A 15,557-nucleotide genomic window follows, 5' to 3' on the forward strand; every position below is an offset into this window, starting at 1 on the left:
CAGCGCTTCGATATTGTGTGTCATTCCATCCGGTAAATGGGAATAATGAAAATAGCAAACATTTAAAGGGGGAATCGTTAATGAAAAACCGGGTGAACCGTGTTGTATTAGTGGGAACCGGGGCTGTCGGGTCTAGCTATGCATTTGCCATGCTGAACCAGGGTGTGGCCGAGGAGCTTGTGCTGGTCGATTTAAACAAGGAAAAATCCGAAGGCGACGCAATGGACTTAAATCATGGCATGCCGTTCGCTCCGTCTCCGACAAAAATTTGGTTTGGGGATTATTCGGATTGTGGGCAAGCCGACCTTGTCGTTTTATGTGCCGGAGCAAACCAGAAACCCGGCGAAACGAGGCTTGACCTGGTAGAGAAAAATACGAAAATATTTAAAAACATTGTCGCTGAGGTGATGGGCAGCGGTTTTGATGGAATCTTCCTTGTAGCAACAAACCCGGTTGATATTTTGACGTATGCGGTCTGGCAATTTTCAGGGCTGCCAAAGGAAAGAGTCATCGGTTCCGGTACGATTCTTGACACAGCAAGATTCCGTTTCCTGTTAGGCGACTATTTTAATGTTGATACACGTAACGTACATGCTTACATTGTGGGAGAGCATGGTGACACAGAGCTTCCGGTGTGGAGCCATGCCGACATCGGCGGCAAACCAATCACTAAGATCATCGAAGAAAATGACACATATATGCAGGAAGACCTTGACAGCTTATTTCTGAATGTCCGCGATGCCGCATACCATATTATCCAGCGCAAAGGCGCGACATTCTATGGGATTGCAATGGGGCTCGTCAGGCTAACCAAAGCAATACTCCACAACGAAAACTCGATTCTTACTGTTTCGGCATACCTGGACGGGGAATACGGGCAGCAGGATATATATATCGGCGTCCCGGCGATTGTTAACCGAAACGGCATCAGGGATGTAGTGGAATTGGAATTGACTGAAGGAGAACTGCAAAAGTTTGGCCATTCTGCTGATGTTTTGAGGAAAGTAATGCAATCAGTCTTTGGTAATCAATAATTAAGCCAAGCCGCCGGATCGGCGGCTTTTTGATATCCAAAACACTGCGTGGCACCTAAGCTGTTTTGCAACCGCTTTCTTCCATTATATATGTCTGTCATTTATGTACCATAGTGCAACTGAATTTACCCGGATAAAAGGGATGCGGATATCCAACACTATTGGTGGAGGGATGTTATGATAAGACGGTTAGTGTCATTTATGGTTGTATGTTTGGCAGGCTACTATGTTTTTCAGAACCGATACCGTTTGATGAATACGGTGCTTGGCAACCTCGTCATGCGCCGCGTGTTGGCCGGCTCGATGATCGGAATCCCGGGGGTCAGGAACAGGATCATGCAGTCAGTATTCTCAGGACCTTCGGATTGGAACTAAAAGGCCTGATAAAGGTCTTTTTAATTTGTTTTTTAAAACATTTGTAATCTTCTTCGTTCATGGTCTTTGTCCGGATAGTTTATAATAAACTCGAGCCAAGGATATGAATTGGACAAGCCGATTCTAAGATTACCGAGGCAGCAGACAGTCATTTTATTCTTTCAAAACAAGAAAGCAGGGGAGAAATTGGTTGCTATCGAGGATTATTTATTCTGGCGGCTGGCGAATTATTTAATCACTGGAAGAGGCTACCGCATCATACAACTTTCACAGGAGCAGCATGAGCTTTGGCTCGAAAAGACGGAGAACAAGGTGGCACAGGTGATTCGTTTGCTGCGGTATGATCTGGACTGGGGAAATTGGCTCCAAAGGGATATTGAGCTTGCCGCCAATAACGGTGAACAGTTGAGAAAGCAGCTCTTTGCTGGCGAATTAACATTATTAAATATTTATTTTACCCCGTACCCGCCTGTAGATAATTATGAATTTCGCATAGAAGATCCATATGTCAGTCCGGATACTGGAAAGGTCACAGTTTCTACGTTAATAGTGGACCGGACAAACTATCTTGCAGGTTTCGATCACATCAGCAGCATATTTGATGAGCAAATAGCTCTTGAAATAAAAGATGAATATGGCGAGCAGGAACTTTTTGATTTAAAACAGAACACGCTCCAGGCAGCTGTAAAAAAAGCAAAAGCCGAAAAGTCAATTTTTGAATATGGGAAACCGTTTTTTACATATATCCTGATAGGCATTCAAATCGTGGTGTTTCTGCTGATGGAGCTAAGGGGCAGCAGCACCGATACCGCAACTCTTATCACCTTTGGGGCAAAGTTTAATCCGTCGATACTTCAGGGAGAGTGGTGGAGGTTTTTCACCCCGATTGTCCTGCATATTGGTGTTTTTCATTTATTGATGAACACCCTTGCATTATATTACCTTGGTGCCGCGGTTGAGCGGATTTATGGGAATTTCAGATTTTTATTTATTTATCTGGTGGCCGGGTTCAGTGGATCGGTAGCAAGCTTCATCTTCAGCCCAAACCTGTCAGCAGGTGCAAGTGGTGCCATTTTTGGATGCTTTGGAGCATTGCTTTATTTTGGCGTTATTTATCCCCGCCTTTTTTTCCGGACAATGGGTTTAAACATCCTCGTCGTCCTGGGCATAAACCTTGCCTTTGGCTTCACTATTCCCGGAATTGATAACGCGGGCCATATCGGCGGCTTGATTGGCGGATTTGCTGCGACAGGAATTGTCCATTTTCCGAAGAAAAGGCGGCTTTTGCTCCAGCTGTTTTTCCTGGCTGCTTCAGCTGCAGGGATTACTGGTGCGCTTCAGTATGGTTACGGTAACCCTTCGAAAATCGTAGATGAGCAGTCCATCCTCACCCTGGCCGGGAAGCATATTCGCGAGCAAGAATACAGTGAAGCGTACGTAATACTGAAGGATTTTTCTGAAACCGATGATGTGACCGCAGAAACACTGTTTCAGCTATCATTTGTGGAAATCAAGCTTGGTAAGCTTGAGGATGCGAAGAAACACCTGCACCGGGCCATTGATATGAAACCGGAATTTCATGAAGCCCACTTTAATTTGGCGCTAATTTATCTAGATCAAAACAATGCCACGGAAGCGAAAACCTATGCTGAAAACGCGGTAGAGATTGAGCCTGATCGCACGGAGTACAAGGACATACTCGATAAAATCAATGCCTATCTACAATCTGCTTCAGAATGATCGGCTCGCCATCCGAAGTTTCAAACACGACCAGTAATTCTGATCTATCTTTCGCAAGCAATACTAAAGGGAGGGTGCTGCCCGCAGGGTCAATTATCGTGCCGTCCCTTTTTTTGATTCCCAAAACATAGTTTTTGTATATGCCTTCCCACAGCCTGCCAATCACAGCTGCGCTTTCCCGCTGGTTCAACCCTGGCAGAGCTGCTCCCTCGAATTTGACCATATCGGTCAATGGGATTTCCTCATATTTTTCCTCATTAATGGAATTTGCTTTCATCGCTTTTGACCAGCTGTGCCGGAGTTGCTGCTTCAGATTTTGATCAATGATTTTCTTCCATTCTTTGTCTTCCTTGTTGTTCGGGACGCGGAATGAATAGAGGGGACTGAATGATGAATCAATAACGTAAAGCCAATCTCCGGACATCCTCTGCGAACTTGTAATTTTATCTTCACCTTCATGCAATTCGGAATAATGGAATGAAATAGCCTCGAATTTTGCGCTGTCTTTTCCTTCAACCTCGGTTTCCTGAACCAATTTGTCTGCACCTTGTTTCCACTTCCTGAAAATTTTCTGCAGCCGACCGTTTGCAAAGAGAAGGCTGATGTCCTGCCTGAGGTACGCTTTTCGGTCAAGAACAGATCCTGCTCTCCAGTCGACAGTGTATCCCCCATTTTCTTGGCGGCCTTTTAAGGTAATTGTTGTAGCTGCCTCTGTATAGGACGCAGCGGGATCTATCGGAAAAAAAATAATCGTTTCTTTTACGGACATCTGCTGCCCTGCAAAAATCCCGCCGGCAATCGTGGCTATAAGCGCCACAATAAAAAAATAATGGCTCCGCTTCATAAGAATCCCCCCATTTATGGACGCATTCCCTTAAGCAAGGTTGTCCCTGTTGAAAATATATGTGTGGCTGATGTGAAAAATGCCTTGGATGGAAGTATGTTTTGCCGGCGACATGGCAAGGATGGATAGAGACTTTAAGGGAAAAAATGGCATGCATTAATTGCACAGCATTTCTGAGGTGGATTATGGAAGGTCAAGTGAAGAATAAGGTTGAAGCTGACTTAAAAACAAACGTCTCATTCTTGCGCAGGGAACTCGGTATTGGCGAGAGCTTCGACATTCTGCAGGTGGACGTAGAGTATGTCGGCAGAAACATGGCGCTGTTCATGATCGATGGCTTCGTTAAAGATGATATTTTGCATTTGATCATGAAATTCCTGGCGAATTTGAAAGAAGAACAGCTGCAGACTGACATGCTAAAAAAGCTGGTCAAAACGTATATTCCGTATATCGAAGTCGAAACAACCGACGACCTTGACAAGGCCGCCGATACAGTTCTGGCCGGGCCGACTGTATTACTGGTAGACGGTATAAAACAGGCAATCATCATTGATGCCAGAACCTATCCGGTGAGAGGCCCGCAAGAGCCTGACACAGAAAGGGTCGTACGCGGCGCCCGTGACGGCTATGTCGAAACGATCATCTTTAATACCGCCCTGACACGGCGCAGGATTAGGGACCGGACACTCAGAATGGAGTATATGCAGGCTGGCCGCAGATCCAAAACGGATATTGCCGTTTGTTATATAAAAGACATAGCGGATCCAAACATCGTACAGCAGATAAAGGATGCGATTTCAAAAATTGATACGGATGGGCTTCCGATGGCTGAGAAAACGATTGAAGAATTTGTTGCCGGGCGGCACTGGAACCCATTTCCGACAGTCAGGTATACAGAGCGTCCCGATACAGCGGCATCACATCTGTATGAAGGGCATGTCTGCATCATTGTCGACGGATCTCCAAGTGTAATGATTACACCTGTCACTTACTGGCACCACCTGCAGCATGCCGAGGAATACCGCAACAAACCGATGGTGGGCGCGTACTTAAGGTGGGTCCGATTCATTGCTATATGGGCATCGATATTTTTATTGCCGCTATGGTATTTGTTCGCGATAGAGCCAGACCTGCTTCCTGAGCGTTTTTCTTTTATTGGCCCAAACGATCCGGGTCAAATCCCGCTATTCCTGCAATTTTTGATTGTTGAAGTCGGGATTGATATGCTGCGGATGGCCGCAATCCATACCCCGACATCCCTTGCGACCGCACTTGGCCTTGTAGCCGCGTTGATGATTGGTGAGGTTGCAGTCGAAGTCGGTCTGCTCACCAGCGAGGTCATTCTTTACCTTGCGATAGCCGCAATCGGGACATTTTCGACTCCAAGCTATGAATTGAGCCTTGCAAACAGAATGGTGAGGATTGGGTTGCTGGCCGCCACGGCACTATTTCAAACGTACGGCTTTCTTATTGGGGCAACCTTGTTCGTCATTCTCCTTGCGAGAATGCATTCCTTCGGTGTTCCTTATTTATGGCCGTTCATCCCATTCAGTCTGCGGGCGTTCAAAGATGTATTGATCCGGTCACCTATCCCGTTGAAAAACCGCCGCCCAAGACTTTTGCACCCGAAAGATCCAGACCGTTAAAAGCGCCCATGGCGCTTTTTTAAGTTGACCGATCCGCGGTCTGTCACCTAAATGTACATTAATGAGATTTTTGGGTACTTGAGCTCAGCAGGCACTATCAATTATACTTATTTAGGCAACCTAAATTGGCTGCCTACTTTCGCCAAGTGTGGGGGAAATCAATTGCAAAGCATTTATGAGATTCAGCAGTTTTTAAAAAAATACGGCACAATCATTTATATTGGAGACAGGCTGGCGGACCTTGAATTAATGGAGTCCGAACTTAAAGAACTGTTTCAGTCCCAACTGATTGAAACGAAGGAATATCAAACAGCACTGTTGCTGTTAAGGCATGAAATCCAGCTTGAAAAAGACAAACGGAAATGATTTATAGAAAAGGTGGACGAATAGAATGGATAAAATGCTTATCGGTGTTGACCTTGGCGGCACTACAACAAAGCTCGCTTTAATAAGCTATTATGGTGAAATCCTGCATAAGTGGGAAATACCGACCGATGTTTCTGATGGCGGCAAAAATATAACAACAAACATTGCTAAAACTATAGACAGGAAATTAGATGAATTGGGCCATGATAAAAAGGAAGTACTCGGCATCGGGATGGGTGCTCCTGGACCGGTCAATCTCGCGACAGGCATTATTTATGAAGCTGTGAACCTTGGGTGGGTGGACGAATACCCGCTGAAAGATCTGCTTGAAGTAGAGACATCTCTGCCTGCTGTTATTGATAATGATGCCAATTGTGCTGCACTTGGGGAAATGTGGAAGGGTGCGGGTGACGGAGCCAAAGACCTTGTTTGCGTTACACTCGGGACCGGTGTCGGAGGGGGCGTGATTGCAAATGGCACTGTAGTGCACGGTATAAGCGGGGCCGCAGGCGAGATCGGCCATATCACATCGATTACGGAAGGCGGCGCACCATGCAACTGCGGGAAAACCGGCTGTCTTGAAACGATCGCGTCTGCGACCGGAATTGTCAGGCTTGCGCAGGAAGAGCTGGATAAGTCCGCGCAGCAAGGAGTACTGGCAGAAATTCACGTGAAAAATGGACAGGTTTCCGCGAAAGACGTCTTTGATGCGGCCAGAAATCAAGACCCGTCAGCCCTGAAGGTAATCGATACTGTAGCTTTGCATCTTGGATTGGTGCTTGCCAATATAGCGAACACATTGAATCCGGAAAAAATCGTACTTGGCGGCGGCGTTTCACAAGCCGGGGAAATACTATTGGGACGCGTCGGGGAGCATTTTAACAAGTTTGCTTTTCCGAGAGTGGCGAAATCGACTGAAATCGCGATTGCGACACTTGGGAACGATGCTGGCGTAATCGGCGCTGCCTGGCTCGCCAAAAATAAGCTGTGACCTGTACAGATTACGAATGTGGTGCGATACCCTCCTGAGACCTTAGTCTGATTTTTTATTATTTGGGACAGACTTTGAAACTTTTTATGGTTTCAATCGTCTTATACTGTGGAAAATGAAAATACTGCAACTGATTAAGTATAGTATTTGCATTTTAATTTGGGTTTGATTTTCTGTAAAAAAAGTATTAAGATTATCATTGATTCTTTTTGGAGAAAATATCCACCCATTTTTCGTATATCTGTTATTTATAACAGGAGGTCGCAACAGATGGAAAAAAACAGATGGTCAAAGGTATCGCTCGTTGCTGTCGCAACAGTGCTGCTATGGCTAAAAACCTATATTGTCTATAAAACTAGCTTTGATATTAAAATCGAAAACTGGAAGCAGGAGTTCATCCTGTTCATAAACCCATTAAGCTTTCTGATGTTTATCTTTGGGATCAGCCTCTTCATGAAAGAAAGAAGCCAGCGGCGGTATATATTGATTACGAGTTTCCTAATATCGGCAATATTGTTCGCAAATGTAGTATTCTACCGTTTTTATAATGATTTCCTTACGATCCCTGTCCTGTTCCAGACGAGCAATATGAGTGATCTTGGCAGCAGTGTCAATGAACTGGTGAACTGGACGGATTTGTTGAATTTCACCGATTTCATTATCCTGGCTGCACTGGTTAAATGGAAGCCCGGCTTTATCGCATACCATAACTACTCAAAGCTCGGCCGCCGCGCGTTCTTTTTAATGGCTGTGGCGATTGGATTTTTCAATCTTGGAATGGCAGAAACTGAACGGCCCCAGCTGCTGACAAGGACCTTTGACAGGGAAATTCTTGTAAAGAATATCGGAACGTACAATTATCACCTTTATGATGCGTTCCTGCAGTCTAAATCCTCTGCCCAGCGTGCACTTGCCGACGGCAGTGAATTGGCTGACATTGACAACTACGACAAGGCCAACTATAAGGAACCGGATAAGGATATGTTTGGGATTGCAAAGGGAAAAAACGTCATCCTTATCTCATTGGAATCCACACAAAATTTTGTAATAAACCAGACAGTGAATGGCCAGGAAATCACTCCGTTTTTGAACGACTTTATTAAAGAAAGCTATTACTTTGACAATTTCTATCATCAAACGGGCCAAGGCAAAACTTCCGACTCGGAGTTCCTTGTTGAAAACTCCCTGTATCCGTTAAGCAGGGGTGCTGTATTCTTTACCCATTCCGGGAACGAATATAATGCGACCCCTGAAATTCTTGGGAAAAACGGTTATTTTACTGCTTCACTGCATGCCAATAATAAAAGTTTCTGGAACCGCGATATCATGTATAAATCGCTCGGTTACGAACGTTTTTATTCTCTGCCTGATTACGAGGTAACCGAAGAAAATTCTGTTGGCTGGGGAATGAAGGATATCGATTTCTTTGACCAGTCAGTCCAGCATTTAAAGGAAATGCCAAAGCCTTTTTATGCCAAGTTTATTACGTTGACAAACCATTTCCCGTTCGAATTGGAGGAACAGGACAGGTTTATAGAGCCTTATACGTCGGAAGATAAGACGGTGAACAACTATTTTCCGACAGTCCGCTATACAGACGAAGCGATAAAGCTTTTTGTACAGAAACTGAAGGACGAAGGGTTATATGAAGATTCAATCATCATACTTTACGGGGACCATTACGGCATTTCTGAAAACCATAATAAAGCAATGGGCGAGTATCTGGGCAAGGAGATCACTCCATTTGAAAGTGCGCAGCTGCAGCGCGTTCCTTTAATTGTCCACATTCCAGGGCATACAGGCAAAACGGTTTCGACCGTATCGGGGCAAATTGATATAAAACCGACAATATTGCATCTTCTGGGTATAGATACGAAGAATGATATGGAGTTCGGTACGGACTTGTTTAACAAAGAGCGGATGGACTTTACGGTTCTCCGTGACGGAAGCTTTATTACGAAGGATTACGTTTACACACGCGATATCTGTTATGATAAAGCAACAGGTGAGCAGGCCGATAAGGACGCATGCCAGCCGTTCATGGAAAAGGCAAAAAATGAGCTTGAGTACTCGGATAAAATCATTTACGGTGATTTGTTAAGGTTTTACCAGCAAATAGGTGTAGGCAATCCGCTTGATAATAAGTCCAGATAATATGAAACCTGCGCAAAATATAAGCGCAGGTTTTTTGTATTCATAAATTTAATTTTTACAGGTTATTTAGGCAGACTATCATTGCACAAAATTATATAATGAGTGAAACATTTAAAAGTTTAATACGTACTCATATATAACTGGGAACCGGGGGTGTGGAAGTGACTGGAAGGAAGAAAATGATGTGTATGCCCGTCATAGGCCTTTTGCTTATCTTGCTTGTTGCTTCCACAGTGGGATTGCAAGGCTGTTCCAAACAGCCTAAGCCAAATGCTTCGAACAGCCCGAAAACCGGCGAGAGGATGGTCAGGTCAAAAGAAAATCCAGGTCTGTCCTTTTTCGGAAATAAGGCAGTTCCTATTAGAATAACGGAAGGAAACTTTCAAAAGATCATCGGATGGATAGATGACGATACAATAATTTATTTGACGAACCTTAACAATGGCTCCAACCTGTTTTCATATGACCTTGGATCAGGGAAGAGCATGCTTCTTTTTGAAAGCCAATACCCGATTGTTACCGTTGAGGTCAGCCCGTCAAGGGATAAACTGCTGGTCCATTCCTCACCTTCTACTTATGAAGGACTTTTGACGATTCTGGAAGTAAACGGGAAAGAACTGTTCAGTACAAAAGTCGAATCCTTTGAGCTCTCTTTTGAATGGAGTGCATTTGATGAGGATACTGTCTTAGTGTCTGCGTTTACCGAAGAATGGGACTTCACCACCTATTTATTAAATATCAAAAACCAAAAGCTGTCCCCGGCCGATTTGCCTGTGCCATTTGCCCATTGGAGTTCGGATGATCAGCTGACATATTTAGAATGGAATGATAGCAGTCCGAGTCTGGTTGCACCGCTCGTAAAGAGGGGCCTCACAAATGGCAGCCCGGAAACAATCAGGCCTGATGTGTATCACCTGGATTCATTCGGCAAACAAATGCTTGCGGTTTCTGTTGATGAGAAAGACCAGGGAAATGCGGTATACAACATTTTCTCAGAAGATTTTCAGGTGCTGGCCACCATAAAAAACCCTCAGCTTTCGTCGTTTTCAGGCTGGCTTGTGCCATACTATGATATGATGGAAAATGGTGGCTCCTTCATTTACTTACGCCCGCTTTATAGCGGGGAAGCTGACATGTATGGGGATGGTTTTCAGCTCGTCCGCTATGATCTCAAGAGCAAGGCTCAGAAGAAATTATTTGAGGGATTGGAAAATGAACCGCTAAGCTGTTCACCGGGTGGAACGATGTGCCTGTATGGCAATCAACTTGAAAAATTGCTGGATCTCAAAGCAGGGGAAATGGTTTTGCTTATAGAATAACAATGAAAAGGAGCGTTTGTTCATGGCAATCGCAGATGTAACAGTCATACCGATAGGAACCGGCTCACCAAGTGTAAGTTCCTATGTGGCTGATATCCAAAAATTATTAAAACAATATGAAGCGCAGGGGAAAATACGTTTTCAACTGACCCCGATGAACACAATTCTTGAAGGGGAGCTGCCGGTGTTATTCGAAGTCATCCAGGCAATGCATGAAGCGCCGTTTGCAAAAGGCGTGCTGCGTGTTGCAACGAACCTGAGGATTGATGACAGGCGTGACGTAATCAGAAGGATGGAAGATAAAGTTGAAAGGGTGAACAGTTTAATGGATTGAAAAAAGCTGCCTCGACGCAGGCAGCTTTTTCATGTGTTTAGTGTCCAGTGGGAGGATATCCCGCACTGATCACTGTCATGATTGTGAACCAGCCGAATACCACAAGGCTGCCTCCGGCGAAAACAATGCCAAGCATGTTCTTGTTTTTCAGGGCAGAAAAAGTTGCGTAACCTGCCAGCAGAGTAACTAAACTAAAAATAATGACCAATCCCATGTATGACGTCCCCCTTTTTGATGATGAACAGGCTTGAATCCTGTGTGCCTGATCTTCGTACAGGCAATTTATCCGCTATGTACACGTTTACTTTCATTCGCTTATATTTTATAGTTTTTTATACCTTTTGTCGAGTTCAATTAAGTCATCTCTCTTAATTCTCAGCCATACTTGGTGTAAAATAAAAACACTGAATGATCAAGATTGAAATTGGAGGTGTTCGATATGGACTGGCACCAGCTTCCGCTTGGGCCTTTGCAAACAAATTGCTACATAATTTCGAACGAGGACAATACTTGCCTGATTATTGACCCGGGCGAGGAACCGGACAAGATTTTTGCTTTTGTGGATGGAAAAAACTTAAAACCGGTTGCAATAATGCTGACGCACGCGCACTTCGACCATATTGGGGCTGTTGATGAAGTCCGGGAAAAGTACTCCGTCCCAGTTTATGTCCATCAGAACGAGGCTGATTGGCTGTCGGATCCGGCTTTAAACGGCTCACAATATTTTATGGGGAATTTGATCCGTGTGAAGAAAGCAGACTTTCTTTTTACTGACGAGAAGGAAATGTCTGTGGAAGGATTTATTTTTACCGTTTATGAAACACCTGGACATTCACCTGGGAGTGTATCGTTATATTTTGCTGAAGAAGATTTCGTTGCCGGCGGGGACGCACTGTTCCAGGGAAGCATCGGCAGGACAGACCTGCCCTGGGGAAATCAGGACGACTTGTTACGAAGCATCCATGAAAAACTGCTGGCTCTCCCTGAAGAAACGGTGGTGCTTCCAGGGCATGGGCCGGTCACCACAATTGGCAGGGAAATGGATACGAATCCGTTTTTAAATGGATTTTGAGTGAATAGAAAAACCCTTCTCGCCTGAGAAGGGTTTTTCTGGGGATGTTCTATTCATTAATGGGAGGGGATATAGTTAAGCTACTATTTAAACAATATAATAAAGAAAACACTGTGTCAATAGTGAAAACTGGCGATGAGGGGGAAAATATGAAAAATATCATCAAGGAAATGATTAATGATTCACCAGTAGCGATGATTTCCTATGCTGAGTTCATCAATGCGGCATTATACCATCCAATGCTCGGCTATTATATGAAAGACAAAGTCAAGATTGGTAAGGGTGGCGATTTTATTACCACCAGCAATATTTCTGACGTTTTCGGGGAGACCATCTCTAAATGGTATGCGGAACAATCGGCAAATCACAATCTTCCGCCTGTTGTTTGTGAAATTGGAGCAGGGAACGGCAGATTTGCCAGGGCATTCATAGACGGATGGAGACGGCATTCGGGCGGGTCTCTCGAGTACCGCATTGTGGAAATGAGCCCATACCACCGGAGGCTTCAGTCAGAAGCTCTACAAGGATACAGCAATGTCGTCCAATATCGGAGCCTGGATGAACTGGAGGCATTTGAAGGTCTTGTATTCTCTAATGAGCTGTTTGACGCACTTCCTGTGCACGTCGTTCAAAAGGTAAAGGGAACAATAATGGAGGCCATGATAACAGTTCAGGACGGCCATGTATTTACAGAACAGCTCGTTCCGGTGAACAATGGAGAAATATTGCGATTTTTACAGGACAACAAGATCAATTTGGCTGAAGGGCAGAGGATGGAGATTCCGCTCGCAATGGAACCAACCGTTAAACAGATGGCGCGTGTTCTCACAAGAGGCCTTGTACTGACAGTCGATTATGGCTATTTTTCTGAAGAATGGATGGAACCTGCGAGGCGTAAAGGAAGTTTAAGAGGTTATCATAACCACGCAATGATCAACAATATATTGGAGCAGCCAGGAGAAGCTGATATAACCAGCCATGTCCATTTTGACGCGCTATTAAGGCAGGGCGAGGCACATGGATTGCGTTGCATTGATATATTGCGGCAGGATGAGTTCCTGTTGAAAAACGGGATCCTTGAAGAACTAGCAGAAAATTATGACCCAAACCCCTTCTCCGCTACAAGCAAGCGCAACAGGGCAATCCGCAGCCTGATCATCCCTGGTGGAATGAGTGCAGCTTTTCATGTAATCGTCCAGGGAAAAAGTGCGCATATAGTAAAATAAAAAAGCGATGGAACAAATCCGTCGCTTTTTTATGTCCAACGTTTCATAAAACCGGTGGACAATTTTGAAGTGGAATAATTAAAAAGTAGCGTTTAATGTCCGCCTGCTCCAGGTACCATCATAAAAGTTGTCCAGTATGTAAATCCTGCAAAGAACACAGTCAGGTATGCCCCAAAAATATAAATATACATACGTTCGGACAGCTTTAAGTAGCTAAGCAGGACGAAAAAGCCTGTTTGGCCAAAGAAAAGCAATGATGTTTGGTACATGTCGCCCAAGTAAAACATTACCGCGAAAATCCCGGTCCAGAATCCCAAAACCCTGTACATCCGATCCATAGCCAATCCCTCCTTTTACCCTGAGTCCATCACTTATTATTATAAAGTAAAGGGAACTATAATGTAAATATTCTTTATTGCGCGATAACAGCCTGATAGGTGCAGGAATCGCAACCGGCCAACAAGTTTTCTTTTTCTATCAGTTCAACATTCTGGAACAGAGATTCGAACATGCCTCTCAAAAACTCGTAATGCATATTGCAGACAGTTTCAGAATGGTCAATTGCCACTTCCTTGAATGGACAATTGAAAATTTGGAAATAAATCTTTGTCTGTTCACTATCAGACTCAAACTCTGGGTAAAAACCAGCCATTACAGCGGCACCCTTAAGAATATTCATTTTTTGTTCAAAGGATAAATCCTCCGCCAGTTGGGGCTGCCTTGAAATCTCCTGTTCCACCAGTTCGGTGCCCAGACGTTTTCCAGTAACATAGAGAGCCTGTTTTCCTGCTTCTCCAAGCGACATCATCGTCATCATCGCGATTTTGGAAAGCAGCTGATAATCCCTGAATGGGAAGTTTAACTGGATCATATCATCCGACAGCCGGTACAGCCGGCTCGGACGTCCGCCCTTGCCGGTCTTTTTTGTTTCAGAAACGAGCATGTTCACATCCTCAAGCTTTGAAAGATGCAGACGGGCTACATTTGGATGAATTTCAAAGTTATCGGCGATTTCCTGTACAGTTACATCCTTATGCCTCTTGGTGATGTATTGGTAAATGTAGTAACGGGTTGGGTCAGACAAAACACTTGTTATCTTTAATGTTTGTTCCACCTTAATTCACCTCAGACCACTATAATTTCCTTAAGTATAATACAGTCGTAGAAACATGGGAATGAGGTTAACACTGTAAACACCATATGTTTAGAAAATGTTCACAACTAAATGGCGAAATCATGAACAAAAATAGGGAACTTTAACGAAAAAAGGAAATTCGACAGGTGGTTATTTGGTAAAAGTCCACATTTGTACTGTCCAGCTGCAGCGCCGAGCCAGTTATCAGCTTGAATAAGCTTCTCGAGCATCTTGCGATAAGCGTTAGCTTTGAGCAGCTCGGGTCATAAGCCAATCCCCTTCAGAAGGTAAAAAGCACCTTGCTGCGGGGCTCGTCTTATGCCTGTCGGGGCTGGACAAGCGCTTTCTTTTCTACTGGGCTAGCTGGATTCGAACCAACGCATGACGGAGTCAAAGTCCGTTGCCTTACCGCTTGGCTATAGCCCAAAAATTATCGTTCAACTTTCAATATTATTAGGATGGATGTCACATTTTATTCATAATTTATTGCGGAATTTTGCAGGAAACTGCCCGGCCTTGGCGAAACCTTTATTCATAACCAAGAAAGGTGGTGTTAATGATTGAAAAGTCAATTGAACTGTTAGCAGACAGCATTGTAAAGGATGCCCTCCGAAATGGTGCTTCAGACATCCACATCATTCCCCGCGAAAAGGATACCCTCATCAAATTCCGTCTCGGAAACAAGCTGCTCCCCCATATTACCCTTGATAAAAGTGATTGTGACCGGCTCATTTCACACTTTAAGTTCACTGCATCGATGGATATCGGTGAAAAAAGGCGCCCCCAGAGCGGAGCTAATTCATACAGGTACAAGGGCAGCCGCATCGGCTTAAGGATTTCCACCCTGCCTGCCCAAAAAAGTGAAAGCATGGTCATCCGCCTGCTGCCCCAGGAAAATCAAATTAACTCCTTTCAGCTCTCCTTATTCCCATCCATGTCACGAAAACTCATCGCCCTCCTGAAGCATGCCCACGGACTCATTGTCCTGACCGGGCCAACCGGAAGCGGTAAAACGACCACATTATATTCGCTTATCAACGAATCTTCCGATATATTAAACCGCAATGTGATTACACTTGAAGACCCGATTGAAAAACAGAGTGATGCGGTTCTGCAGGTACAAGTGAACGAAAAGGCAGGAATTTCTTACTCAGCCGGGTTGAAAGCGATTTTGAGGCATGATCCTGACATCATCATGGTCGGGGAGATCAGGGACAGGGAAACGGCTCAAATCGCAGTGCGCGCAGCTTTGACCGGCCATCTTGTCAACATTATAGAACAATGCATAGATATGCCAAAGGAATCAATAAAACTCCAGCTC

General features: G+C 44.5%; 16 protein-coding genes and 1 tRNA gene. 12 read left to right on the forward strand and 5 right to left on the reverse strand.

Going from position 1 to position 15,557, the window contains the following annotated elements; translation table 11 throughout:
* The first annotated feature begins 80 nt into the window (after positions 1 to 80).
* From CVD19_RS23660 to CVD19_RS23670, 3 genes are all read left to right on the forward strand, one after another.
* Positions 81 to 1,034, forward strand: a complete 954-nt coding sequence (locus CVD19_RS23660) for an L-lactate dehydrogenase (RefSeq protein ID WP_101585638.1) — start codon at positions 81 to 83, stop codon at positions 1,032 to 1,034.
* A 177-nt stretch (positions 1,035 to 1,211) separates the two neighbouring features.
* The gene (locus tag CVD19_RS23665) at positions 1,212 to 1,409 is read left to right on the forward strand and encodes a hypothetical protein (RefSeq protein WP_101585639.1); all 198 of its coding nucleotides are present in this window, start codon (positions 1,212 to 1,214) and stop codon (positions 1,407 to 1,409) included.
* A gap of 108 nt (positions 1,410 to 1,517) precedes the next feature.
* Positions 1,518 to 3,149 carry a rhomboid family intramembrane serine protease gene (locus tag CVD19_RS23670; protein ID WP_308314901.1) on the forward strand — a complete coding sequence of 544 codons (1,632 nt, stop codon included), beginning with the start codon at positions 1,518 to 1,520 and terminating at the stop codon, positions 3,147 to 3,149.
* Here the strand turns inward: CVD19_RS23670 and CVD19_RS23675 are convergent.
* On the reverse strand, positions 3,118 to 3,993 hold the full coding sequence (locus CVD19_RS23675; RefSeq protein WP_101585640.1) for a hypothetical protein: 876 nt from the start codon (positions 3,991 to 3,993) through the stop codon (positions 3,118 to 3,120). The genes CVD19_RS23670 and CVD19_RS23675 overlap by 32 nt on opposite strands.
* Before the next feature lie 185 nt (positions 3,994 to 4,178).
* Here CVD19_RS23675 and CVD19_RS23680 point away from each other — a divergent pair, with 185 nt between their 5' ends.
* The 6 genes from CVD19_RS23680 to CVD19_RS23705 all read left to right on the forward strand — a co-directional run bounded on the left by CVD19_RS23680 (position 4,179) and on the right by CVD19_RS23705 (position 10,803).
* Positions 4,179 to 5,639 (forward strand): spore germination protein, encoded by a 1,461-nt coding sequence (locus CVD19_RS23680; RefSeq protein WP_101585641.1) that lies wholly within the window; start codon positions 4,179 to 4,181, stop codon positions 5,637 to 5,639.
* A gap of 162 nt (positions 5,640 to 5,801) precedes the next feature.
* Positions 5,802 to 6,005 (forward strand): YqgQ family protein, encoded by a 204-nt coding sequence (locus CVD19_RS23685; RefSeq protein ID WP_101585642.1) that lies wholly within the window; start codon positions 5,802 to 5,804, stop codon positions 6,003 to 6,005.
* A 25-nt stretch (positions 6,006 to 6,030) separates the two neighbouring features.
* Complete coding sequence (locus CVD19_RS23690) at positions 6,031 to 6,996, forward strand: ROK family glucokinase (RefSeq protein WP_101585643.1); 966 nt, start codon at positions 6,031 to 6,033, stop codon at positions 6,994 to 6,996.
* Positions 6,997 to 7,266: 270 nt separating this feature from the next.
* Positions 7,267 to 9,150 carry an LTA synthase family protein gene (locus CVD19_RS23695; RefSeq protein ID WP_101585644.1) on the forward strand — a complete coding sequence of 628 codons (1,884 nt, stop codon included), beginning with the start codon at positions 7,267 to 7,269 and terminating at the stop codon, positions 9,148 to 9,150.
* Between the two features lie 161 nt (positions 9,151 to 9,311).
* Positions 9,312 to 10,469: a hypothetical protein gene (locus tag CVD19_RS23700; protein WP_101585645.1), complete on the forward strand. Its 1,158-nt coding sequence runs from the start codon at positions 9,312 to 9,314 to the stop codon at positions 10,467 to 10,469.
* 22 nt (positions 10,470 to 10,491) lie between these two features.
* Complete coding sequence (locus CVD19_RS23705; RefSeq protein ID WP_101585646.1) at positions 10,492 to 10,803, forward strand: MTH1187 family thiamine-binding protein; 312 nt, start codon at positions 10,492 to 10,494, stop codon at positions 10,801 to 10,803.
* Positions 10,804 to 10,840: 37 nt separating this feature from the next.
* On the opposite strand, the gene CVD19_RS23710 is transcribed toward CVD19_RS23705, so the two are convergent.
* Positions 10,841 to 11,017 (reverse strand): DUF2759 domain-containing protein, encoded by a 177-nt coding sequence (locus CVD19_RS23710; RefSeq protein WP_101585647.1) that lies wholly within the window; start codon positions 11,015 to 11,017, stop codon positions 10,841 to 10,843.
* Positions 11,018 to 11,242: 225 nt separating this feature from the next.
* Between CVD19_RS23710 and CVD19_RS23715 the strand changes: the two genes are divergently transcribed.
* Positions 11,243 to 11,875, forward strand: coding sequence for an MBL fold metallo-hydrolase (locus tag CVD19_RS23715; RefSeq protein ID WP_101585648.1), 633 nt, complete (start codon positions 11,243 to 11,245; stop codon positions 11,873 to 11,875).
* A 149-nt stretch (positions 11,876 to 12,024) separates the two neighbouring features.
* Positions 12,025 to 13,101 carry a class I SAM-dependent methyltransferase gene (locus CVD19_RS23720; RefSeq protein WP_101585649.1) on the forward strand — a complete coding sequence of 359 codons (1,077 nt, stop codon included), beginning with the start codon at positions 12,025 to 12,027 and terminating at the stop codon, positions 13,099 to 13,101.
* A 92-nt stretch (positions 13,102 to 13,193) separates the two neighbouring features.
* On the opposite strand, the gene CVD19_RS23725 is transcribed toward CVD19_RS23720, so the two are convergent.
* The 3 genes from CVD19_RS23725 to CVD19_RS23735 form a co-directional block, all read right to left on the reverse strand.
* Complete coding sequence (locus tag CVD19_RS23725; RefSeq protein WP_101585650.1) at positions 13,194 to 13,439, reverse strand: DUF2626 domain-containing protein; 246 nt, start codon at positions 13,437 to 13,439, stop codon at positions 13,194 to 13,196.
* A 74-nt stretch (positions 13,440 to 13,513) separates the two neighbouring features.
* A complete protein-coding gene (locus tag CVD19_RS23730; protein ID WP_101585651.1) occupies positions 13,514 to 14,215 on the reverse strand; it encodes a helix-turn-helix transcriptional regulator in 702 nt (233 codons plus the stop codon).
* A 375-nt stretch (positions 14,216 to 14,590) separates the two neighbouring features.
* Positions 14,591 to 14,662: transfer RNA gene (locus CVD19_RS23735), tRNA-Gln, on the reverse strand.
* A 130-nt stretch (positions 14,663 to 14,792) separates the two neighbouring features.
* Between CVD19_RS23735 and CVD19_RS23740 the strand changes: the two genes are divergently transcribed.
* Positions 14,793 to 15,557 (forward strand): ATPase, T2SS/T4P/T4SS family (locus CVD19_RS23740; protein ID WP_180953778.1); only part of this gene is annotated, 765 nt, incomplete at its 3' end.

It is taken from the genome of Bacillus sp. T33-2, assembly GCF_002860205.1.
In the GTDB taxonomy this organism is placed as follows: domain Bacteria; phylum Bacillota; class Bacilli; order Bacillales; family Cytobacillaceae; genus T33-2.

Excerpts from the sequence above, each read along its gene's own strand:
- CVD19_RS23715 (WP_101585648.1), top strand. The coding sequence starts at position 11,243 with ATGGACTGGCACCAGCTTCCGCTTGGGCCTTTGCAAACAAATTGCTAC.
- CVD19_RS23680 (WP_101585641.1), top strand. The coding sequence starts at position 4,179 with ATGGAAGGTCAAGTGAAGAATAAGGTTGAAGCTGACTTAAAAACAAAC.
- CVD19_RS23695 (WP_101585644.1), top strand. The coding sequence starts at position 7,267 with ATGGAAAAAAACAGATGGTCAAAGGTATCGCTCGTTGCTGTCGCAACA.
- CVD19_RS23690 (WP_101585643.1), top strand. The coding sequence starts at position 6,031 with ATGGATAAAATGCTTATCGGTGTTGACCTTGGCGGCACTACAACAAAG.
- CVD19_RS23720 (WP_101585649.1), top strand. The coding sequence starts at position 12,025 with ATGAAAAATATCATCAAGGAAATGATTAATGATTCACCAGTAGCGATG.
- CVD19_RS23660 (WP_101585638.1), top strand. The coding sequence starts at position 81 with ATGAAAAACCGGGTGAACCGTGTTGTATTAGTGGGAACCGGGGCTGTC.
- CVD19_RS23675 (WP_101585640.1), bottom strand. The coding sequence starts at position 3,993 with ATGAAGCGGAGCCATTATTTTTTTATTGTGGCGCTTATAGCCACGATT.
- CVD19_RS23710 (WP_101585647.1), bottom strand. The coding sequence starts at position 11,017 with ATGGGATTGGTCATTATTTTTAGTTTAGTTACTCTGCTGGCAGGTTAC.
- CVD19_RS23705 (WP_101585646.1), top strand. The coding sequence starts at position 10,492 with ATGGCAATCGCAGATGTAACAGTCATACCGATAGGAACCGGCTCACCA.
- CVD19_RS23665 (WP_101585639.1), top strand. The coding sequence starts at position 1,212 with ATGATAAGACGGTTAGTGTCATTTATGGTTGTATGTTTGGCAGGCTAC.
- CVD19_RS23725 (WP_101585650.1), bottom strand. The coding sequence starts at position 13,439 with ATGGATCGGATGTACAGGGTTTTGGGATTCTGGACCGGGATTTTCGCG.